A 20,881-nucleotide genomic window follows, 5' to 3' on the forward strand; every position below is an offset into this window, starting at 1 on the left:
CTTTTCGGGCCTCTGCGCCTACATCGAGTCGTTTGCAACCTCCGTTACGAGAATCGGCGAAGGTGTAACCGTTTCGCCCTCCGGAACGAGAACCAGAGCGTGACGTCATCGCCTCACGTGTTGATCATCGTGCAGAACCTCCCCGTGCCGCTGGACCGCCGGGTGTGGCTGGAATGCCGCGCCCTGACCAACGCCGGCTACGAGGTTTCGGTGATCTGCCCCAAGGGTCCGGGTGATCCCGCCTACCAACTCCTCGACGGAGTGCACATCTACAAGTACGCTCCGCCGCCCCAGGCCGAAGGCGCGCTGGGCTACGCGTGGGAGTTCCTGTACTGCTGGGTGCGCACGGCGTTGCTGAGCGTGAAGGTGCGTGCCCGCAGGCGGTTCGACGTCATGCAGGCGTGCAACCCGCCGGACACCTACTGGGCCTTGGCGCTGCTGTGGCGGCTCGGTGGTGTGAAGTTCGTCTTCGACCACCACGACCTCAACCCCGAGGTGTTCCTGTCTCGTTTCGGTGAGCCCAAGGGGTTCGCGGGCAAGCTGCAGTACCGGATCTTGAAGTGGCTGGAGCGCAGGACGTTCCGCACGGCCAACCGGGTGACGTCGACCAACACCTCGTACCAGAAGATCGCGTGGACGCGGGGTTCCGTGCCGCCCGAGCACACCTCCGTCGTGCGCTCCGGGCCCGACACCACCGTGATGCGGCCTGTCGAGGGCGTGGACGAACTCCGACGCGGCGGCAAACACCTGGTGGCCTATCTCGGAATCATGGGACCGCAGGACGGCGTCGACGGGGTCCTCGAAGTGGCACGGAGAGTTGTTTTCGACCGCGGCCGCACCGACGTCCGCTTCGCGCTGCTGGGCTTCGGCGACTGCCTCGAGGACCTGAAGAAGCAGGCCACGGCCTGGGGGCTCGATCCGTACGTGGAGTTCACCGGACGGGTTGGGCCCGAACAGATCACCCGTTACCTGTCGACCTCCTCGGCCGGACTGGGCCCGGATCCGTTGTCGCCTTTGAACGACGTGTCCACTATGAACAAGACCATGGAGTACATGGCCTACGCGCTGCCGGTCGTCACGTACCGGTTGCAGGAGACCGTGGTGTCCGCGGGCGAGTGCGCCGTGTTCGTCGAGCCGGGTGACGTCGAGGGCTTCACGACGGCGCTGCTCGACCTGCTCGACGACGCCGAACGCCGCGGCCGCCTCGGCTTCGAGGGCCGGCGCCGCTGCGAGGCGGAGCTGGACTGGCGCCCGCAGGCCGAGAACTACGTGGCGGTGTTCGACGGGCTGACCGGCTTCGTCTCGCGCGGCCCGTTCCCCGACGGCCGGCCCGAGCTCGGCGCGGGCAGTGACCAGTGGGGCAACAAGATGATCGACGTGAGCGACGACGCCGTGCTCCGCGCGTTCGCCGTGAACCGAACGGGAGAATGATGTTCGTCAGAAGGATCGCTGTCGTCGGCACCGGCTACGTCGGTCTGACCACCGGTGCCTGCCTCGCCTCGCTGGGCCACCGCGTGGTGTGCGCGGACGTCGACGCTTCGAAGGTCGAGCGGCTTTCGCGTGGCGAGGTCGACATCCTCGAACCGCGCCTCGCCGAGCTGGTCGCCGAGGGTCTGGCCTCCGGTCGCCTGTCGTTCGTGCTGGGCGCCTCGGCCGCGGTGGCCGACGCCGAGGTCGTGTTCCTGTGCGTGCCGACGCCGATGGGCGTCGGCGGCATCGCGGACCTGCACGCCGTCGAGTCCGTTGTGGACGAGACGCGCGACCTGCTGCCGTCGGGCACCGTGATCGTCAACAAGTCCACCGTGCCGGTCGGCACCTCGATCCGCACCGCCGAGCTGCTGCGCCGCGACGACGTCGCCGTCGTCTCGAACCCCGAGTTCCTGCGCGAGGGCTCGGCCGTGCACGACTTCCTGAACCCGGACCGCATCGTCGTCGGCTGCGACCAGCAGGACGCCGCCGAGCGCGTCGCCGCCCTGTACGCCCGCCTCGGCGCGCCCACGGTGCTGACCGACGCCGCCTCGGCCGAGATGGTCAAGTACGCGGCGAACTGCTTCCTCGCGATGAAGCTCTCGTACGTCAACGCGGTCGCGGAACTGTGCGAGCGCCTCGGTGCGAACATCACCGACGTCACCGAGGGCATGGGCTACGACAAGCGCATCGGCCAGGCGTTCCTCAACCCCGGTCCCGGCTGGGGCGGTTCGTGCCTGCCCAAGGACACGCACGCGATGCTCCAGGTCGCGGACGCCGCCGACTTCGAGTTCCGCCTGCTGCGCGCCACGATCGACACCAACGAGCGTCAGCGCCAGCGGATGGTCGAGAAGGTCCGCCTCGCCGTCACCGGCAAGCGCGGCGGCTCGCTGTCGCACGTGCGCCTCGGGTTGCTGGGCCTGACGTTCAAGGCCGGCACGGACGACCTGCGCGACTCGCCCGCCCTGGCCGTGGCGGCGCTGCTGCGCCAGGCCGGTGCCGAGCTCGTCGGCTACGACCCTGCCCTGACGGGCGGCACGGACCTCGGGCCGGTGTCCGTTGTGGACGATCCGTACCAGGCCGCGAAGGACGTCGACGCTCTGGTCGTGCTGACCGAGTGGCCGGAGTTCCGCTCGCTCGACTGGGCCCGGCTGGCGGAGACCGTGCGGCAGCCCGTCGTCGTCGACACGCGCAACCTGTTGGACCCGGACGTCATCCGTCGTGCGGGACTGACCTGCACGTCGCTGGGTCGATAGTCCTTTTGGGACCGTCCATTCAGCTCAATGGTGTGACAGGGCGCGCGCGGTGTTCGCGCCAGCGCTTTGATTCCCGGCAACACCCGGTGGGACTCGCCCGCCGGGTTTTGTCGGGGAGGTTCCCGTGGCTGGACTCATGGACGTGGTCAGCGGTCTCGTGCACCAGGCTTCTCACCTGCTGGCGCAGGCTTCCCATCTCGCCCAGGGCCTGCTGTCCGCCCTGCCGCTCTAGAGACCCGCGAACAGGTCCGTCTCCGGCAGTGGGGCGTTCGTCCTGTCCAGGTCTCGGAAGTAGTGCTCCTGCTGCTTCTGGACGGCGGACGCCCCCACGTCGATCACCGTGGCGCCCTCGGTGGCGGTGAGGTAGAACTTCGCCGGGATACCGGTCCGGTACACCGCCAGCTTGGTGGCGCGCAGCGGTCCGTTGTGGTCGCAGACGACGACCTGCGGCTCGTACTTCTCGATCAGGTCGTACGGGTCCGCGCTCTCGGCGATCGCTCCGAGGCTCTCTGCTTGTTGTCTTGTGCGCGCGTTCTGGCTGTGCACAACGGTTCGGACGCCTTTGTTGGCGTAGAGTGCCACTGTTCCGGCGGTCTGGCCGATGTCGTCCGCGAGCACGACCAGCAGCGTCCTCACCACCGCGGCAGATCCGGCCCGTGGTGCGTGATGCCGGCGAAGAGATCCGTCTCGGGCAGCGGTGCTCCGGTCGTGTCGATCGCGCGGATGTACGACTCGGCCGCGAACCTCTGCTGCGCCGTCAGCTTCCCGATCAGCGACTGGCTCTCGTAGCAGTACAACGCTTTGCGCTTCACGTCCGCGACGGCCGACGTGTCCACCGTCGTCGTGGCGAGCGTGTCGTGCGCCTCCAGGTACAGCTTCGCCGGGATCCCGGTCTCCTTGACCGCGTGGTGCGCGACGCGGGCCGCGTGCACGTGGTCGCGGTGCTGGTGCGGGTTGTGGTGGTCGTGCGTGACGACGACCTGAGGCCGGAAGTGCTCGATCAGCGCCGCGACCCGCCCCGCCGCCGTCTCCACGGGAATGGAGCAGAACGCACCGGGCGGCACCTGCCCCGTCTCACCGGAGTCGTGGTATCCCAACAGTTCCAGGTCCGTGATGCCGAGCACGTCACAAGCGGCGTTGAGCTGCGCGCGCCGGCTCGCCGCCACCGCCTGAGGGTGGTGGTTCAGCTCGCCCGGCCGGGCACCACCGGGCATGTTGCCGAGCTCGCCGCCGGTACACGTGACGAGGACGATCCGGACGCCCTGGCGGGCGTAGTGGGCCAGGATTCCGCCGGTCGACCGAGACTCGTCGTCAGGGTGAGCGTGGACGGCCAGCAAGGTTCTCGGTCCATCGAACTGCACGCGGCGAAGGTACCTCGAAACTATTGTCTTGCCGGTGACCGACTTGCCGTCCGGCTTGAAGCCGTTGGAACTCGCTCAGCACCTTCGTGGACAGATCTCCCGAGGGCACGCCTACGCCCGCTCGTGCAAGCAGCGGTTCAGGTGGAAGTCCGTAACTGTCCGACTGACCACTTTGGTGCTTTCGGCGGTGTCGACGATCATCCTCGGCCTGCAGAACCTGGATCCCTGGACCGGCACGGCGTTCTCGCTGGTCGCCGTGGTGACCGTGGTGTCCGCTTTGGAGCCGTTCTTCGCGTGGCGCTCGCTGTGGGTGCTGATGGAGGAGGCCAGCCACAAGTTCCACCGGCTGGAGGACGACCTCTCCTACTACCTGGCGTCCACACCGGCCGAGGAGGTGGATCCGGAGAAGGTGCGGGAGATGTTCGCGCGGTACCAGGAGATCTGGGACTCGCTCAGCTCGCGGTGGTTGAGGTTCCGCGACAACGGCTGAGGGGGTGCCTTCGCTGTCGAAGGGGGTCGGCGGCGGAGTCGGGGTGGCTGGGAAGCGGGACGTGTGGGGTGGTGGGGCGGCGGGCCGCGCGGGGGCTGTGCGGCGGGCGCCTGGGAAGCGGCCGCGTGCGGGTGTGGGGCTGCCGGGCGGATGGGAGCGGGGCGGCTGTGATGCGGACCGCGTGGGCAGAGGAGAACCTCAGCGAAGACGCTCGGGCTTGTGGCATCCGTCTCACCCCGAACGGCGAATCGCCCCCACCACCAGCGGGAGGCTGTGCGGCGGAGGCGACTCGGCGACAAGGCGACCAGGAGCTACGGCGTGCCCGCAGGCTTCCCCTTGGCGTCCGGCGCGTTGGCGTCCAGCAGGAAGTTGTCCTGCCACACCGCCCACTTGTAGTTGGCGCCCTTCTGGCTGACGTAGGCGGCACCCCAGCCGGTGCCGGTGAAGCGGTTGTTGATGGACTTCATGTTGCGCCCGTAGACGTTGTCGAAGCCCGACTCCAGCCCGAGCTGGTAGCCGCCGCCCTCCAGGAGGTTGCCCTCGACGGTGACGTTGTCGATGTCGCCGCCGTAGGTCTGGATGAACAGGGCACCGGTGTCGTTGCCGGTGGAGCAGTCGATGCGGTTGTTGCGGAACGTCAGGGTGCGGCCCGCGTTCTTGTCCAGCGGGAAGTCCCGGACGGTGGCGCCGTCGTTGTGGCTGTCGCCGTCGGAGCGCAGGCCGCGGACGTAGTTGCCCTCGGCGAGGCCGCTCAGGGTGCTGCCGGTGTTGTAGAAGCAGATGCCGGAACCCATGCCGCTGATGTAGTTGCGCTGCAGGGTGCCGACACCGAGGAACGCACAGGAGCCCGCGATCGTCTTGGCGGAGAGGGCCGAGCCGTCGATGTTCGAGTCGCGGATGGTCACGGGGGCGCCGGTGACCTGGCAGGAGTTGCTGCCGCACGGGCCGTTCGTCGTGATCAGCGGCTGGGTCTCGCCCGCGCTCTTGGGACGGACGCAGGACTTCTCGATCGTGATGTTGCCCGCGAACAACGTCAGGGTCTGCTCGATGCGCTTGCCGGAGATCACGGTGCCGGCGGCGGGGGCGCCGGGGCCGGTGTAGAGCGGCAGGGAGTCGCAGTTCAGGCCGTGCGCGGCGAGGCCGGTGTTGCCCTGGGTGAGCTTCCAGCCGGGGGAGCCCGAGGGGGCCGGGGAGTTGGCGGGGGGCTTCACGGGGCCGTTCGTGACGGTCTTCGTCGTCGAGCTGCTGGGGGCCGCCGAGCTGCTGCTCGGGGCTTCGGAGCTACTGCTGGGGGTGCTGGTCGAGGTGGCGCTGGTGCTGTCGGCGATGGGCGTTGGCTGAGCCGCCTTGGTCGGGGTACAGGCGGCTAACGCGATGACACCACCGGTCAGCAGTACGGCCAATCTCAGTCTCACGGCTGGTTCTACCTCCACGCGCGTTCACGACGGGGGACCGTGAACTCGCTAATTGTGTCGTCGGCCGTTGCGGAATGTGTACAAAACTCGTGCGACGGAGTTCGTACGGGGCCGTTGAACGGTCAGCACGATGCCTGGGACGACCGGTGGAGTCAAGCGGATCTCGTTGCGCCGCAACATCATCTTCCGCTCGGCGGGGAATGCTCCATCCGTGTGAGCTGGTAGATCACGGTTTTATCACTGAGCCATATGATTCTTTGATGTGTGAGATCAGCGACCTGTGAAAGTCGCGCGGCCGGGACCGTCCGTGAGGAAGCTGTGCACAGCGCGTGGCAGGTCCTCGGTCTCGAACAACGCCGACGCGATCGTCGTGACATGAGCGTCGGCCTCCGGGACGCCGCCGTTCTCGAAATGCGCGAGCACCTGTTTGGTCGCGAAGTGTGCCTGCGTCGGACCGGTCGCCAGAGACAAAGCGAACTGCTCGGCCGCCAATGCGAACCCCTCGTCGGGCAACACCCGGTTGACGACATTCCACCGCTCGAGCGTCGCCGCGTCGTAAAGATCACCGGTCATCACGAACTCCTTCGCGCGACCGACCCCCGCCCGCGCCGCGAGCCGCTGCGTGCCGCCCATCGTCGGCGTCAGGCCCACGACCTTCTCGACCAGCCCGAACCGCGCCGAGGAGGCGGCCACAATCAGGTCGCACGCCACCGCCAGCTCGAAAGCCCAGGTCAGGCACAGGGCGTGTGCGGCGAAGACGGTCGGGATCGGCAGTGCGGCGAGGCGCTGGGGCAGCACCAGCATGCGGTCGAACAGCCGCTGCGCCTCCTCGCGGTACTCCTGCGCGGCGAACAACGACACGTCCACGCCGCCCGACACGACCTTGCCCGTGGCGTTGACCAGCAACGCCCGCGCGTCCCCGAGCTCGTCCAGGGCCTCGTGGAACTCCGCGTCGAGGTCGAGGGAGTAGAGGTTGAGCGGCGGCGCGTCGATCGTGACGATCGCGAGCTCGTCGCGGCGGGTCAGGTGGATCTTCACAGCGGGTTCACAACCAATCGCGGCGCTTGAACATCAAGTAGAGGAAGTACGAGAGGCCGAAGATACCCAGCGTGGAGACCCAGACCCCCCATTTCTGCTCGAAGCCGGGGTACGGGACGTTCATGCCGTAGTAGCCCGAGATCGCCGTCGGCACCGCGATGATCGCGGCCCAGCTGGTGACCTTCTTCATGATCGAGTTGAGCCGGTTGCCCTGCACGGCGACCTCGGCCTCGCGCAGGTTCGTGATCAGCTCCCGCATCGACTCGGTCAGCTCGGCCGTGAACAACGCGTGGTCCTTCACGTCCAGGTAGTACGGCATCATCACGTCGTCCACGATCTCGTGCTCGCGGTGCAGCAGCGACCCCATGACCTCACGCATCGGCAGCGCGACCCGCCGCAGCTGCACCAGCGCGCGCCGCAGCTGCAACGCCTTGCGCCCGACGTGCGGCTTCTCCTCGTAGATGTGGTCCTCGAGGGCCTCGATGTCGTCGTCGAGCTTCTGCGCCGCCGCGTAGTGGCTGTCCGCGATGTCGTCGAGCAGGCCGTGCAGCAGGAACCCGATGCCCGACGAGGCCAGGGCCGGCGCGCTGTCCCACCGCCGCTGCACGCCGTCGAGCGAGTAGTCCTCGCTCTCGCGCACCGTCACGAGCACGTTCTTGGTGATGAAGACGTCGACCTCGCACGTCTTCATCTCGTGCGTCTCGTACCGCACGGCGTAGACGGAGAGAAACAGGTGGGTGGGGTAGCGGTCGACCTTCGGGCGCTGCCGCTCGGAGAACGCGTCCTCGATCGCGAGCTCGTGCAACCCCAGTTCGTCGCGCAACAGACCTGTCTCGGCCTCGGACGGCGCGCAGAGGTCGAACCACACGATGGCGGAGTGATCTTCGAGACGCCCGGCGACCTCCGCGACCGGGAAGTCCCTGTCCACGAGTTCGCCGTTGCGGTACAAGCGGGTCCGACCCATGGGTGACAACGATACGTAGATCTACTCAGATGTGAGGTTTCAGCCCGAGTTCCCGCTACCCTCGATCCGGTGAAGGTGGACCAACCACAGCGCATTGGCGACTACCTGCTCTTGGGCAGGCTTGGTCGTGGTGCCATGGGAACGGTCTACCTCGGGCAGGGCAGCGACGGCCGCCAGGTCGCGGTCAAGGTCGCACGCGCCGAACTGGCCGATGACCCGCGGTTTCGCGAGCGGTTCCGCCGCGAGGTGCAGATGGCCCGGGCGGTCGGCAGCGCCGGCACGGCCGCGGTGGTCGACGCCGACACGCGCGCGCCCCGCCCGTGGATGGCCACCGAGTACGTGCCCGGCCCGACGCTCCAGGAGGCGATCGAACGGCACGGCCCGTTGCCGGAGCACCATTTGAGACGACTCGCCGAGGGACTGGCCGAGGCGCTCACCGCGATCCACCGCGCCGGTCTCGTGCACCGCGACCTCAAGCCGTCGAACGTGCTCCTCGGCGCCGACGGACCCCGCGTCATCGACTTCGGCATCTCGCGCGCGATGGAGCACACGGCGCTGACGGAGACCGGCATGGTCTTCGGCACGCCCGGCTTCCTGTCGCCCGAGCAGATCACCGGCCAGGAGGTCGCGTCCCCGAGCGACGTGTTCGCGCTCGGCGCCGTGCTGGTCTACGCCGCGACGGGCAAGGGCCCGTTCGGCGAGGGCCCGACGGCGACGTTGCTCTACAAGGCCGCGCACGGCGAGCCGGACATCGACGGCGTGCCCAAGGCGCTGCGGCCGCTGGTGCAGAAGTGCATGCACCGCGACCCGGGCAAGCGACCGGAGCCGGCCGAGGTGACGCGCCTGCTCTCCCAGGTCGTCACGCCGAAGCCGTCCACCACCAAGCTGCCCGCCCCGATGACGCCCGCCGCCGCGACGTTCTCGACGTCGCGGTTCGTGCCGATGGCGTGGGGCGGTCTGAACCTCGCCGTGGCGCTGCTCGCCGCCGCGATCGCCGACCCGGCCGCCCAGGCCAACGGTGCCACGCAGCTGCTCGCGCTGGCCGCGTTCTGCGTGCTCCTCGTGCGCGCGGTGCGGTACTTCAGCGCCGCCGCGCGCCGCAAGGTCGTCATCGAGATCAGCCGTGAGGGCATCGCGACGACGCGCAACGGCAAGTTCCACCAGTACTGGTGGTACGAGCTCGCACGGGTGCGCGTCGTGCCGCACAAGAAAAGGCCGTGGGTCGTCGTCTGGCTGAAGGATCCGGCACCGCGCCGGTTCTTCGGCGCGCACCACGGCGGCGTGCGGGTGTTCCCGATCGCCCACGAGCGCACCAGGAGGCGGCGCGAGCGCGACGTCGCCGAGCTGCGCGCCGCCCTGGCCTGGTACCTGCCGCGGTCCTACGACGGGCGCTGATCGGTCCACTCGGACGTGATGGTGACCGAGGTCGTCACCGTGTCCGCCGGGATCCGGGAGTCGGTCGCCCTGCGCTGTTCCATGCCGGTGACTTGGCCGGTCGCCGGGTCGACGGTGAACAGCGTCGTGCCGCCGTCAGCCGACACCTTCCCGTCCTCCCAGCGGACCTGGGGGGACTCGGCGATCCTGCGGTACAGCGCGGCCTTCTCCTCGGTCGTGGTGAACGGCGAGAGCATCGCGGCCGCCGCGTCGTCCAGCCTCCGCTCGGGCTCGGTGCTCAACGGCTGCCCGGCGGTCTCCTCCTTGCACGGGGTGCTCGCGCAGAACGAGCTCCACAGCACGGGAGCGCGGAAGGAGTCGCGGAGGAAGTCCGAGACGGGGCGCTGCGCACCCGCGATCAGCCGCTGGCCGCCGGTGGACCTGCGGTAGATCACGACCATCTCGCCGGCGGCGGTGGGCAGCCACACGTCGATCTCGAACTCGATCGCTGAGGACGAGTACGGTTCCCCCACTCCCATCACCTGCCAGACGCGGTAGGTCGTGCGGTGGTACCTGGTCGTCGGCTGCTCCGCCACCTCCAGCAGCGTCGCGGCCTCCGGCAACGACGTCGCGGGCTTGACCGGCAACGTGGCGGGCGCGTCCCGGGAGGCCGGTCGCAGCGTCACCACGAGCCCGGTGATCATGACCACCGCCACGACCGCCGCGGCGATGCCCACCCAGCGCCGCGACCGGCGTGGCGGCTCCTCGGCGAACAGCCGCTCGCGCAACCGGGCCATCCGCACGTCGTCGGCCGGCCTCACCGAGTAGAGCTCGGCGAGGTCGTCGTCCAGCACGTCACGCATGTTCCACTTCCTTCAGCTTCGCGCGCAGGCGGTGCAGACGCGACCGGGCGGTGCCGGGGTTGAGGTCGAGGGCTTCCGCGGCTTCCTGCACGGTCAGGCCCGCCAGCGACACGAGCAGCACGAGGTCGCGGTCGGCCTGCGTCATCCTGGCCAGCTCGCGCGCGATCCGGCGCAGGTGGGCGCGGGAGTCGATGCGGGTGACCACGGTGTGCTCCAGCGACTCGGCGACACCGAGGTCGACGCCGTACCGTTCGGCGGTGCGCAGCAGGCGGGCCTCGCGTTTGGCGTGGCCGCGCAACAGGTTCGTGGCTATGCCGTAGAGCCAGCCGACGACGCTGCCCCTCTCCGGGTCGTAGCCGGACTCACCGCGCATGGCCGCGAGGAAGGTCTCGCTCACCAGGTCATCCGCGACGTCGACGCCCACCCGTCTCGCCAGATAGCGGTGCAACGGGTGGGCGTGCTCGTCGAACAGCTCCGCGAACATCACGCCCCCAGTTGGCTTCCCGCGGTGTCGGCGTTGCAGTGACCTGAATCACAGTTGATGGGCTTTCGATGATGGTCCCATGACCAACTGGACCGTGACGGCCGCCGACGCCGCGCGTTCGCCGCTCAGCCGCGAGTACAACGCGGAGATGATCAGCCGCTACTGGGACCGGCCGGCGAACGACGCCGAGATCGACGCGTACGAGCGCGACGAACAGGATCACGACGTGCCGGTGTTCCTCGTCGCGTCCCGTGATGGCAACGATGTCGGCTGTCTGGGGATGCGCTTCCTCGACAACGGTGTCGGCGAGCTGACGCGGATGTTCGTGCGCGAGCCGTTCCGCGGCCAGGGCGTCGCGTCGGCGTTGATCACCGCGATGGAGACCGAGGCGACGGCGCGCGGCATCACGACCCTGCGGCTCGACACCCGCGAAGATCTCGTGGAGGCGAGGAGTCTCTACGCCAAGCGCGGGTTCGTGGAGATTGCTCCGTACAACGCAGCCCGCTACTCCGATCACTGGTTCGAGAAGCGGCTAACGTCCTCTCCTCCAGCCGCGATGTCCTGAAGGGTCGGGATGACTCGCCAGGAGGCTTTCACAATGCGGTTACGTCCACTGGTGATGGCGGCTGCCGTCACCTCGGCACTGGTGGTGACCCCGGCTCAGGCGGCGCCCGCCGGCCGGGTTCTGGGATACGTCGCCAACAACGGCGGCGGGGTGTCGGTGATCGACACGGCCACGAACGCGGTGTCCACGACGATCGCCGACAGCGGCGGCAACTCGCCGTACATGGCGGCGGTCGCGTTCGACGGGACCCGCGGCTACGTCACGAACTCCGTGCAGAACACGCTGACGGTCATCGACACGCCGACCAACACGGTCGACAAGTCCATTCCCGTCGGGCTCCACCCGGCAGGCGTCGCGGTGGCCCCCGGTGGCGGCTTCGCCTACGTCACCAACTACCTCGACGGCACGGTGTCCGTGGTCGACACGGCCACGCTCACCGTCACCGCGACCGTCACGGTCGGCTCGAACGCCGACGGCGTCGTCGTGACGAAGGACGGTTCCGCCGTCTACGTCACGCACGACCTCCCCGGTCCGGGCAAGGTCTCGGTCATCGACACGACGTCCAACACCGTCGTCTCCACGATCGCGGTGGGCAACGCCGCCACCGCCATCGCGGCCTCGGCCGACGGCACGCGGATGTACGTGGTCAACAAGGGTTCGGACAGCGTCTCCGCCATCGACGTCGCCTCGCGCACCGTCGTCGGCACCGCGGCCGTCGGCTTCACGCCGCACGGCATCGCGCTGGCGCCCAACGGAACCCGGGCTTACGTGACGAACAGCGAGTTCGACTCGGTGTCCGTTGTGGACCTCACGACGATGACCGAGCTGCGCAAGATCGTCGTCGGCGACCGCCCGATCGGCGTGGCCCTCACGCCGGACGGCGCGTCGGCCTACGTGACGAACTACAACAGCAACTCGGTGTCGATCATCGACACCGCGTCCGACACGGTCACCGGCACCATCGCCGTCGGCCAGCGCCCGGTCGGCGTCGCGATCAACTTCGTGCCGCCCGCCAAGTCGAAGCTCGCGGCCGGGTCCGCCCAGCTGCAGTTGCGGCTGCTCGGTTTCACGGTCCGCTCGCTCGACGCGACGCTGACCGACAAGCACACCGGGGCACCGATCGCCGGTCAGCAGGTCGTCTTCCGCACGGTGAAGGGCAACCCTCTCTGCACCGCGACGACCAACTCGTCCGGCAAGGCCACCTGTGACGCGAACGTCGCACTGCTGGTCGGCCTGTCCACCCTGCTGCAGGGCTTCACGGCCTCGTACGCGGGCAACAACGAGCACGGTGGCGCCTCGTCGCACGGGTACATCACTCTGCTGTGAAGAAAACCGCCGGTGGTGGTGGAACTTCGCTAAGCCGCCATCGGCACGTCGACGCGGAGCGCGTCCACGTAGTCCGCACAGGACTGCCTGGACGCGACTCCGTGCACGACCTGCCAGCCGGCGGGCACCTGCAGCACCGCGGGCCAGATCGAGTACTGGCCCGTCGGGCTGACCAGCACCAGGAACATGGTGTGAGCCTGAGCTAACGGGGATGTCATGTCCCCAGAGTGACCTGCGCCACCTAGGGCGCGGCTATCCGCGCGCTCGAGCTCTCACCCGACCGCGCGGTTCCCGTCCCCGCCCGCGTGTGATTACGTGGTGCCCGTGACTGTGGAACAGGTGGTCCTCCTGGCCGAGGACGGTTCGGCCATCGGCGTCGAGGACAAGGCAGTGGTGCACCACGCGGACACCCCGCTGCACCTGGCGTTCTCGAGCTACGTCTTCGACTCGGCCGGCAACACGATCCTCACCCGCCGGGCGTTGCACAAGAAGACCTTCCCGGGACTGTGGACGAACACCTGCTGCGGCCACCCGCTGCCCGCCGAGGACATGGAACAGGCCGTGCTGCGGCGGTTGCGGGACGAGCTCGGCATGAAGGTCTCCTCCGCCGAGCTGCTGCTGCCCGCCTTCCGCTACCGCGCGGTCATGGACGGCGTCGTCGAGAACGAGATGTGCCCGGTGTTCCGCGTCCTGTCCGACGACGAGCCTGCGCCGAACCCGGACGAGGTCGACTCCACCGAACGGGTTCCGTGGGAGTCGTTCGCGGCCTCCGTGCTGGACGGCACGCGCGAGATCTCGCCGTGGTCCAGGCTGCAGGTCGCCGAGCTCGTGCAGCTCGGGCCCGATCCGCTGGCGTGGCCTGTCGCGGACCGGGCCGGGCTCCCTAGCGCGGTGGTGCTGTCACCACTCCAGTGATCCGCCGTTCTGGTACTCGATGACGCGGGTCTCGAAGAAGTTCTTCTCCTTCTTCAGATCCATCATCTCCGACATCCACGGGAACGGGTTCTCCGTCGTCTCCCACACCGGCTCCAGGCCGAGCTGTGCGCACCGGCGGTTCGTGATGAACCGCATGTACTGCTCGCACAGCTCGGCGTTCAGCCCCAGGATGCCGTTCGGCATGGTGTCGCGGCCGTAGGCGATCTCCAGCTCGCAGCCCTCCGCGAGCATGGTCCGCACCTCCTTCTGGAACACGTCGTTCCACAGGTGCGGGTTCTCGATCTTGATCTGGTTGATCGCGTCGATGCCGAAGTTCAGGTGGATCGACTCGTCGCGCAGGATGTACTGGTACTGCTCGGCGATGCCGACCATCTTGTTGCGGCGGCCCAGCGACAGGATCTGCGCGAACCCCGTGTAGAACCACATGCCCTCGAAGACCACGTAGAACGCCACGAGGTCCTTCAGGAACGCCTGGTCCATCTCGGGCGTGCCCGTCCGGAACTCCGGGTCCTCCAGGTGCTGCGTGAACTGCAGCGCCCACGCGGCCTTGTCCGTGATGGACGGGATCTCCCGGTACATGTTGAACAGCTCGCCGTCGTCGAGACCGAGCGACTCGCAGATGTACTGGAACGTGTGGGTGTGCACGGCCTCCTCGAAGGCCTGGCGCAGCAGGTACTGGCGGCACTCCGGGTTCGTCAGGTGCCGGTACACCGCGAGCACGATGTTGTTGGCCACCAACGACTCGCTCGTCGCGAAGAACCCGAGGTTGCGCTTGATCATCAGGCGCTCGTCGTCGGTCAGCCCGTCCTTCGACTTCCACAGGCCGATGTCGGCCTGCATGGAGACCTCGGTCGGCATCCACGCGTTGTTGCAGCCGGCCAGGTACTTCTCCCACGCCCAGTGGTACTTGAGCGGCAGCAGCTGGTTGACGTCGGCGCGACAGTTGATCATCGCCTTGTCGTCGACGGAGACGCGCGCGGCGCCTGCCTCGATCAGGTTGTCGGTCATTACTGGCACGCCTCGCAGTCGGGATCGGTGATGGAGCAGTTGGGGTCCACGGCGACGGGCGAGACGGCGTTGAGCTTGCCGTCCGTCCCTTGCAGCGTGGACTTCTCCACGTGTGTGGCGCTCTGAGTGCGCAGGTAGTACGTGGTCTTGAGCCCGCGCAACCACGCCAGCTGGTACAGCTCGTCGAGCTTGCGGCCACTCGGCGCAGACAGGTACAGGTTCAGCGACTGGGCCTGGTCGATCCACTTCTGCCGGCGCGAGCCCGCCTCGATCAGCCACGAGCTGTCGACCTCGAACGCCGTGGCGTACAACGCCTTCAGGTACGGCGGCACCCGGTCGATCGCACCCAGGCTGCCGTCGTGCAGCTTCAGGTCCGAGATCATCCGCTCGTCCCACAGCTTGCGCTGCTTGAGCGCCCGCACCAGGTCGGGGTTGATGACGGTGAAGTCGCCGGACATGTTCGACTTGACGTACAGGTTGCGGTAGAGCGGCTCGATCGACTGGTTCACGCCGGTGATGTTCGCGATCGTCGCGGTGGGCGCGATGGCCATGACGTTCGAGTTCCGCATGCCCTTGCGTGCCTTCTCGCGGATCTTCGCCCAGTCCATCGTGGACTCGCGGTTCTGCTCCAGCTCACCCTCGGCGCGCGTCTGCGCGAGGAGCTCGACCGAGTCGATCGGCAGGATCCCCCTGCTCCACAACGACCCGTCGAACGACTGGTACGCACCGCGCTCGGCGGCGAGATCAGCGGACGCCTCGATCGCGTAGTAGCTGATCTCCTCCATGCTGCGGTCCGCGAACTCGACGGCCTCCTTGCTCGCCATCGGCGTGCCGAGCGTGAACAACGCGTCCTGGAAGCCCATCAGGCCCAGACCGACCGGCCGGTGCTGGAGGTTGGAGTTCCTCGCCTCCGGGATCGTGTAGTAGTTCACGTCGATCACGTTGTCGAGCATCCGCACCGCGGTGCGCACGGTCTTCTCGAGCCGCGCGTGGTCGATGCCTTGGTCCGTGACGTGCTGCGCGAGGTTGACGCTGCCGAGGTTGCAGACCGCGACCTCGTCGATCGTGGTGTTCAGGGTGATCTCGGTGCACAGGTTGGACGAGTGCACGACACCGTTGTGCTGCTGCGGTGAGCGCAGGTTGCACGGGTCCTTGAACGTGATCCACGGGTGGCCGGTCTCGAACAGCATCGTGAGCATGCGCCGCCACAGGTCGACCGCAGGGAGGCGGCGGAAGACCTTTATCTCGCCGTTGTCGGCCTTCTGCTCGTAGGCGCGGTACTTCTCGGCGAACTCCGTGCCGAACGCGTCGTGCAGGTCCGGGACCTCGTCGGGGGAGAAGAGCGTCCACTGGCCGTTCGCGCGAACGCGGCGCAGGAACTCGTCCGGCACCCAGTTCGCGGTGTTCATGTCGTGGGTGCGGCGGCGTTCGTCGCCGGTGTTCTTGCGGAGGTCGAGGAACTCCTCGACGTCGATGTGCCAGGTCTCGAGGTACGCGCAGACGGCGCCCTTGCGCTTTCCGCCGTTGTGGGCGAGACCGGCGGTGGTCATGTAGGACTCGTCGGTCTCGACCTTGAGGTCGAAGACCTCCGGGACGACCTCGGTCTCCCGCACGTCCCGGACGCGCGAGAACACCATGCCCTGGTGCTCGACCCAGTTGTGCTTGGTGATCGGCCGGCAGCCGACGAGCTCGGCGATGCCCGCGACGGCGGGAACCCTGATGTCGAACGCCTTCACGACACCGGAGAAGGAGATCTCGGTGCCGTCCGAGCGCGTGCCGAGGTGGTTCTGTTCGCGTTCGCGGTACTGGCCGGCGGACGGAACGCCGAGGCGCAGCAACTGGTAGCGGACACCAGCGGCGAGCGGCGACGACGTCGTGGTGAAGTAGACCTCGACGCCACGGGACACTCCGCCGTCGGTCTCCAGCAGGCCCTGCAACAGCTTCCGCGCCTGCGCGTGGGGAAGGTGGGAGAACCTGCGGGAGATCCGCTTCCGGTGCTCGCCGTCGTAGAGGTCCTCGTAGGTGAACGGGAGAGTGGCCTCGCCGGCACCGGTGATGCGGCCGGTCTCGGCGTCACGCAGCACCCCGCGTCCGGAGGCCCAGTGGATCTGCAGGTACGTGTCGTCGCGCCCGTTCTCCCAGAAGTGGATGCCGCGCGCCGACAGGTACTCGCGCACGAAGTCCAGGTGCACGTCCAGCTCGGGGTTGCCGGAGACACCCCACTGCATCCCGTCCTTCGACAGGTGCCCGTCTCCCAGCAGGATCCCGTACAGCCGGGCGTCGTCCTCGCCGAGACCGGCGACCGGGACGATCTCCTCGGGAATGACCTGGGCGACGTAGTCACCCTTCTCGAGCTGACCGGCGTCCACCCACTCAGGGCGGACCTTGTCGTTGGCGAGCCACTTGAGGGTCCGCGCGTTCTCCTGGCCGAGCGGCACACCCTTGATGGCGTAGAACGGGTGCCCGGCGGTGACCTCGAGCGTCTCGACGGAGTGCTTGACCTTCACCTCGACCATCGGGTCGACCTGGTCGTAGAGCATGACCTCGGTGACTTCGCGGTAGGTGCCGCTCACCCCGAGCACCAGGTCGCCGACCTGGACGTCCTTGATCGCCTTGACACCGTCGGCGGTGTAGATGCCGGTGTCCGGCGCGAAGCACTGGTTCACGGCAACGGCCGTGTCGTTCGCGATCTTCAAGAACGGCACCACACCCTGGGACTTGCCGTTCGTCCCCTTGATGTGCGCACCGATCCCGCGCACCGGAGTCCAGTCGTTGCCCAGCCCGCCGGCGAACTTGGACAGCAGCGCGTTGTTGCTGATGCCGTGGAAGATCGCGGCCAGGTCGTCGTCGACGGTGGTGAGGAAGCACGACGACAGCTGCGGACGCGTGGTGCCCGAGTTGAAGAGGGTGGGCGTCGAGCACATGAAGTCGAACGACGAGAGCAGCTCGTAGAACTCGATCGCGCGGGCGTCGCGGTCGTCCTCCTCCAGGGCGAGGCCCATGGAGACGCGCATGAAGAACGCCTGCGGCAGCTCGTAGCGGCGGTCGTCGTGGTGCAGGAAGTAGCGGTCGTACAGGGTCTGCATGCCCAGGAACTGGAAGTTCAGGTCGCGCGAGGCGTCCAGCGCCGCGCCCAGGCGGGCCAGGTCGAAGTCGGCGAGGCGCGGGTCGAGCTGGCCGAACTCGATGCCGTCGCGGACGAACCCGGCGAAGTACGCCGGGTAGCGCTCGGTCATCTCGGCGTGCGACAGCGGTTCTCCGCAGGCCTCGGCGCGCAGCTTGTCCAGCAGCAGGCGGGCGCTGACGTAGGAGTAGTCCGGGTCGTGTTCGACCATGGTGCGGGCGGCCATGATCGGCGCGAGCGCCAGTTCGGCGTCGGTGATGCCGTCGTAGAGGTTGCGCTTGGTCTCGGCCAGGACCGCCTCGGCCGACGCGTTGGGCAGGTCGGCGCAGGCTTCGTCGATGACCACTGAAAGGCGGTCGGGCACGCTCTCTCCTCCGAGATCGGCCCGGGAAGAACGCGTGCGCGCACCAGCGGAGGACACCACTGGTGCACACAGCCGCCCTCCCTCGGGGCACCGTGTCGTGCGCGCAGGCTTGCGCGCACACCAATGGCAGGTCTTCGGACTCGTGGGCACACCTCTCGCGCCTACCGGCCGTCGCTTCCCAGGTCGTGAGACCCAGTGCTTCGTTGACGGCTTTCGTTCCCACTCACCGCTGCGGGGCAGTCCCGGACTTTCACCGGGTTCCCTCTTGCCTCACCGACCAGGTTGAGCCGAGTCGGTGAACCACTAGCGCGGCAGATACTACATGTGGTGGTGGGGTCTGGATCACCACCCAACATGCGCGTGTCGTGGGTTATGGTCGAAACGTGGGTGATCTTCGGCCTCGGGTCGTCTTCGGTGCTCTGGTCAGTGCGGGGCTCGCTTCGGCGTCCCTTTTCGTCGGTGCGGCGGCACCCGTGACGAGCGGTGTCCTGGCGGTGTCGGCGGTGCTGGTGATGATCACCACCCGGCTATCAGGGTCACCCCGAGAGTGATCATCACGGCGGCGATCAGGCCGTCGAGCACCCGCCACGCGCGGGGCTTCGCGAACAGCGGGCCGAGCAGCCGGGCGCCGAAGCCGAGCGCGACGAACCAGGTGATGCTCGCCGTCACCGCGCCGACGCCGAAGAGCCACCGCCCGGCCGCGATCGAGCCGAGCAGCAGCAGGGTGTCGAGGTAGACGTGCGGGTTGAGCCACGTCAGCGTCAGCGCGGTCAGCACGGGCCGGCTGCTGGTCTCGGTACCCGCGTCCAGGACCGACGGCCGGAACGCCCGGCGTGCGGCCAGAAAACCGTACCCCAGCAGGAAAAGACCTCCGGCGATCGCCGCCGCGGTGATCACGGCCGGGAACCTCTTCACGATCGCCCCGAACCCGGCGACGCCCACCGCGACCAGGATCGCGTCCGAGACGGCGCACACGGCGACGACCTTCGCGACCGCCTGCCGGCGAAGCCCTTGGCGCAACACGAAAGCGTTCTGCGCGCCGATCGCGACGATCAGGGTCATCATGGTGCCGAAGCCGAGCAGCAGGTCAGTCACGCGTTCACGGTATTGACGCGTTCTTGATGAGACCAGCTAAAGATTCTTACGTAGCATTAGCGGCTGTGATGGATCTGGATCTGGTGCGGACGCTGCTCGCGGTGGTCGACGCGGGCACGTTCGACGCTGCCGCCACCGCGCTGCACGTCACGCCTTCCGCTGTGTCCCAACGCATCAAGGCCCTGGAGCAGCGAACCGGCCGCGTGCTGCTGGTGCGGGCGCGCCCCGTGCGGCTGACGCCGTCGGGCGAGGTGATCGTCCGCTACGGTCGGCAACTGCTCGCCCTGGACCAGGACCTCGACGCGGCACTGGGCGAGGACGCGGTGGTGCGCGTGCCGATCGCGGTGAACGCCGACTCGCTCGCCACGTGGTTCCTGCCCGCCCTGCAACGGGTCTCGCCGGACCTGAGGATCTCGTTCGACCTGCACCGCGAGGACCAGGACCACACGACGGCGTTGCTGAGACAGGGTCAGGTGATGGCGGCGGTGACGTCCTCACGAGAACCGGTGGCGGGCTGCTCGGTGACCAAGCTCGGCGAGATCCGTTACGCGGCAATGGCCTCACAGTCCTTCGTGGACCTGCACGAGGACGGCCCGCCGAAGTCGTGGCTGCCTCGGGCGCCTGTGGTCGTGTTCGACCGCAACGACGACCTGCAGGACCGGTTCGTGCGCACGCTGACCCGCGGCCGCGGCGCGTCGGAGCACCGTCACTACGTCCCGTCGTCCGAGGTGTACGTGCGGGCGATCGTGGCGGGCCTCGGCTGGGGAATGGTTCCGCCGCAACAACTCCAGGCGGGACTGGTCGACCTCGCGCCGGGCCGCACCATCTCCGTGCCGCTGTACTGGCAGCAGTGGAAGCTCGACTCACCGGCGCTGACGGCGGTCGCCGGGGCGGTGGCCGCCGAAGCGCGCGTGGCGCTGCGTTAGGAGTTAGCCTCGACGGCATGACCGGCGAACCGATGAACCTCAACGGAAAGATCGCAGTCATCTACGGCGCGGGCACGATCGGCGGTGCGATCGCCCGGGCGTTCGCGCAGGCGGGTGCCGAGGTCCACCTGGCCGCGCGCACCGAGGAGTCGCTCAAGGCCAAGGCCGAGGCACTGGGTGTCGAGTACGCCGTGGTCGACGCGCTGGACGAACGGAGCGTCGACGAGCACGCGGCCACGTTCGACCGGATCGACATCTCGGTCAACGTCATCTCCGACAACGACGTCCAGGGCACCGCGCTGCACGAGATGAGCGTCGACGACTACCTGAGCCCGGTCGTGACGAACGTCCGCTCGAAGTTCCTCACCGCCCGCGCCGCCGCCCGGCACATGATCAGGCAGGGCGGGGGAGTCGTCCTCTTCTTCGGCGGCACGAGCGACGGGCAGGTGCACCGGCGCTGGCGGCTGGGAGGCCTGGTCGCGGCGTTCGACGCGGTCGAGGCGCTGCGCCGGCAGCTCGCGGCCGAACTGGGGCCGCACGGGGTCCGGGCCGTGACGCTGCAGACCGGCGGGATCCCCGAGTCCGTCCCGGGCGAGTTCCGCGACCAGGTCGAACCCGACATCGTCGGCCAGACGGCGCTGGGCAGGGCGGCGACCCTGGAGGACGTCGGCAGGGCCGCGATGTTCGCCGCCTCGGACTGGGGCCGCACGATCACGGGAGCGCAGGTCAACATCACGTGCGGCGCCATCCTGAGCTGAGGCGGCGCCGTCCCGGGTTGAAGCTGTCGAAGTCCTGGGGCGAACCTGTCGGGTTGCTGAACCCAGG

General features: G+C 68.3%; 20 protein-coding genes and 1 riboswitch. Of the genes, 9 read left to right on the forward strand and 11 right to left on the reverse strand.

Translation table 11 applies throughout. From position 1 onward, the window contains the following. Nucleotides 1-99 precede the first annotated feature (99 nt). Both ACWF7A_RS14545 and ACWF7A_RS14550 read left to right on the forward strand, forming a co-directional pair. Nucleotides 100-1,431: a glycosyltransferase family 4 protein gene (locus ACWF7A_RS14545; protein WP_452250934.1), complete on the forward strand. Its 1,332-nt coding sequence runs from the start codon at nt 100-102 to the stop codon at nt 1,429-1,431. Continuing rightward, nucleotides 1,431-2,723 (forward strand): UDP-glucose dehydrogenase family protein, encoded by a 1,293-nt coding sequence (locus tag ACWF7A_RS14550; RefSeq protein ID WP_452250935.1) that lies wholly within the window; start codon nt 1,431-1,433, stop codon nt 2,721-2,723. The genes ACWF7A_RS14545 and ACWF7A_RS14550 overlap by 1 nt, the downstream gene beginning before the upstream one ends. Before the next feature lie 228 nt (nt 2,724-2,951). Here ACWF7A_RS14550 and ACWF7A_RS14555 read toward each other — a convergent pair whose 3' ends face one another. Both ACWF7A_RS14555 and ACWF7A_RS14560 read right to left on the reverse strand, forming a co-directional pair. After that, the gene (locus ACWF7A_RS14555; RefSeq protein ID WP_452250936.1) at nt 2,952-3,359 is read right to left on the reverse strand and encodes a hypothetical protein; all 408 of its coding nucleotides are present in this window, start codon (nt 3,357-3,359) and stop codon (nt 2,952-2,954) included. After that, nucleotides 3,356-4,084, reverse strand: coding sequence for a PIG-L deacetylase family protein (locus ACWF7A_RS14560; protein WP_452250937.1), 729 nt, complete (start codon nt 4,082-4,084; stop codon nt 3,356-3,358). Before ACWF7A_RS14560 ends, ACWF7A_RS14555 begins: the two co-directional genes overlap by 4 nt. A gap of 34 nt (nt 4,085-4,118) precedes the next feature. Between ACWF7A_RS14560 and ACWF7A_RS14565 the strand changes: the two genes are divergently transcribed. Then, on the forward strand, nt 4,119-4,574 hold the full coding sequence (locus ACWF7A_RS14565; protein ID WP_452250938.1) for an SLATT domain-containing protein: 456 nt from the start codon (nt 4,119-4,121) through the stop codon (nt 4,572-4,574). A gap of 311 nt (nt 4,575-4,885) precedes the next feature. On the opposite strand, the gene ACWF7A_RS14570 is transcribed toward ACWF7A_RS14565, so the two are convergent. From ACWF7A_RS14570 to ACWF7A_RS14580, 3 genes are all read right to left on the reverse strand, one after another. Continuing rightward, nucleotides 4,886-5,785, reverse strand: a complete 900-nt coding sequence (locus ACWF7A_RS14570; protein WP_452250939.1) for a hypothetical protein — start codon at nt 5,783-5,785, stop codon at nt 4,886-4,888. 474 nt (nt 5,786-6,259) lie between these two features. Beyond that, on the reverse strand, nt 6,260-7,027 hold the full coding sequence (locus ACWF7A_RS14575) for an enoyl-CoA hydratase/isomerase family protein (protein WP_452250940.1): 768 nt from the start codon (nt 7,025-7,027) through the stop codon (nt 6,260-6,262). A gap of 7 nt (nt 7,028-7,034) precedes the next feature. Continuing rightward, nucleotides 7,035-7,991, reverse strand: coding sequence for a magnesium transporter CorA family protein (locus ACWF7A_RS14580; protein WP_452250941.1), 957 nt, complete (start codon nt 7,989-7,991; stop codon nt 7,035-7,037). 75 nt (nt 7,992-8,066) lie between these two features. On the opposite strand from ACWF7A_RS14580, the gene ACWF7A_RS14585 reads away from it, so the two are divergent. Then, entirely contained in the window at nt 8,067-9,386 is a 1,320-nt protein-coding gene (locus ACWF7A_RS14585) for a serine/threonine-protein kinase (RefSeq protein WP_452251151.1), read from the forward strand. Here the strand turns inward: ACWF7A_RS14585 and ACWF7A_RS14590 are convergent. Both ACWF7A_RS14590 and ACWF7A_RS14595 read right to left on the reverse strand, forming a co-directional pair. Beyond that, the gene (locus ACWF7A_RS14590) at nt 9,371-10,228 is read right to left on the reverse strand and encodes a hypothetical protein (protein WP_452250942.1); all 858 of its coding nucleotides are present in this window, start codon (nt 10,226-10,228) and stop codon (nt 9,371-9,373) included. The genes ACWF7A_RS14585 and ACWF7A_RS14590 overlap by 16 nt on opposite strands. Then, nucleotides 10,221-10,712: an RNA polymerase sigma factor gene (locus ACWF7A_RS14595; protein WP_452250943.1), complete on the reverse strand. Its 492-nt coding sequence runs from the start codon at nt 10,710-10,712 to the stop codon at nt 10,221-10,223. Before ACWF7A_RS14595 ends, ACWF7A_RS14590 begins: the two co-directional genes overlap by 8 nt. Before the next feature lie 79 nt (nt 10,713-10,791). On the opposite strand from ACWF7A_RS14595, the gene ACWF7A_RS14600 reads away from it, so the two are divergent. After that, nucleotides 10,792-11,277 carry a GNAT family N-acetyltransferase gene (locus ACWF7A_RS14600; protein ID WP_452250944.1) on the forward strand — a complete coding sequence of 162 codons (486 nt, stop codon included), beginning with the start codon at nt 10,792-10,794 and terminating at the stop codon, nt 11,275-11,277. A 33-nt stretch (nt 11,278-11,310) separates the two neighbouring features. Then, nucleotides 11,311-12,603, forward strand: coding sequence for a YVTN family beta-propeller repeat protein (locus tag ACWF7A_RS14605; RefSeq protein WP_452250945.1), 1,293 nt, complete (start codon nt 11,311-11,313; stop codon nt 12,601-12,603). 29 nt (nt 12,604-12,632) lie between these two features. Here the strand turns inward: ACWF7A_RS14605 and ACWF7A_RS14610 are convergent, their stop codons facing one another. Continuing rightward, nucleotides 12,633-12,821 (reverse strand): MbtH family protein, encoded by a 189-nt coding sequence (locus tag ACWF7A_RS14610; protein WP_189156868.1) that lies wholly within the window; start codon nt 12,819-12,821, stop codon nt 12,633-12,635. Nucleotides 12,822-12,933: 112 nt separating this feature from the next. On the opposite strand from ACWF7A_RS14610, the gene idi reads away from it, so the two are divergent. Then, nucleotides 12,934-13,518, forward strand: a complete 585-nt coding sequence (gene idi / locus ACWF7A_RS14615; RefSeq protein ID WP_452251152.1) for an isopentenyl-diphosphate Delta-isomerase — start codon at nt 12,934-12,936, stop codon at nt 13,516-13,518. Here idi and ACWF7A_RS14620 read toward each other — a convergent pair. The 3 genes from ACWF7A_RS14620 to ACWF7A_RS14630 all read right to left on the reverse strand — a co-directional run bounded on the left by ACWF7A_RS14620 (nt 13,504) and on the right by ACWF7A_RS14630 (nt 19,100). Further along, nucleotides 13,504-14,547 (reverse strand): ribonucleotide-diphosphate reductase subunit beta, encoded by a 1,044-nt coding sequence (locus ACWF7A_RS14620; protein ID WP_452250946.1) that lies wholly within the window; start codon nt 14,545-14,547, stop codon nt 13,504-13,506. The genes idi and ACWF7A_RS14620 overlap by 15 nt on opposite strands. Beyond that, on the reverse strand, nt 14,547-18,035 hold the full coding sequence (locus tag ACWF7A_RS14625) for a ribonucleoside-diphosphate reductase subunit alpha (protein ID WP_452250947.1): 3,489 nt from the start codon (nt 18,033-18,035) through the stop codon (nt 14,547-14,549). The genes ACWF7A_RS14620 and ACWF7A_RS14625 overlap by 1 nt, the downstream gene beginning before the upstream one ends. Nucleotides 18,036-18,143: 108 nt before the next feature. Then, nucleotides 18,144-18,355, reverse strand: a riboswitch (cobalamin riboswitch). A 196-nt stretch (nt 18,356-18,551) separates the two neighbouring features. Next, nucleotides 18,552-19,100, reverse strand: a complete 549-nt coding sequence (locus ACWF7A_RS14630; RefSeq protein ID WP_452251153.1) for a LysE/ArgO family amino acid transporter — start codon at nt 19,098-19,100, stop codon at nt 18,552-18,554. A gap of 98 nt (nt 19,101-19,198) precedes the next feature. Between ACWF7A_RS14630 and ACWF7A_RS14635 the strand changes: the two genes are divergently transcribed. Both ACWF7A_RS14635 and ACWF7A_RS14640 read left to right on the forward strand, forming a co-directional pair. Continuing rightward, a complete protein-coding gene (locus ACWF7A_RS14635; RefSeq protein ID WP_452251154.1) occupies nt 19,199-20,056 on the forward strand; it encodes a LysR family transcriptional regulator ArgP in 858 nt (285 codons plus the stop codon). A 17-nt stretch (nt 20,057-20,073) separates the two neighbouring features. After that, nucleotides 20,074-20,814: an SDR family NAD(P)-dependent oxidoreductase gene (locus ACWF7A_RS14640; RefSeq protein WP_452250948.1), complete on the forward strand. Its 741-nt coding sequence runs from the start codon at nt 20,074-20,076 to the stop codon at nt 20,812-20,814. Nucleotides 20,815-20,881: the final 67 nt, after the last annotated feature.

The organism is Lentzea sp. NPDC055074, assembly GCF_053608005.1.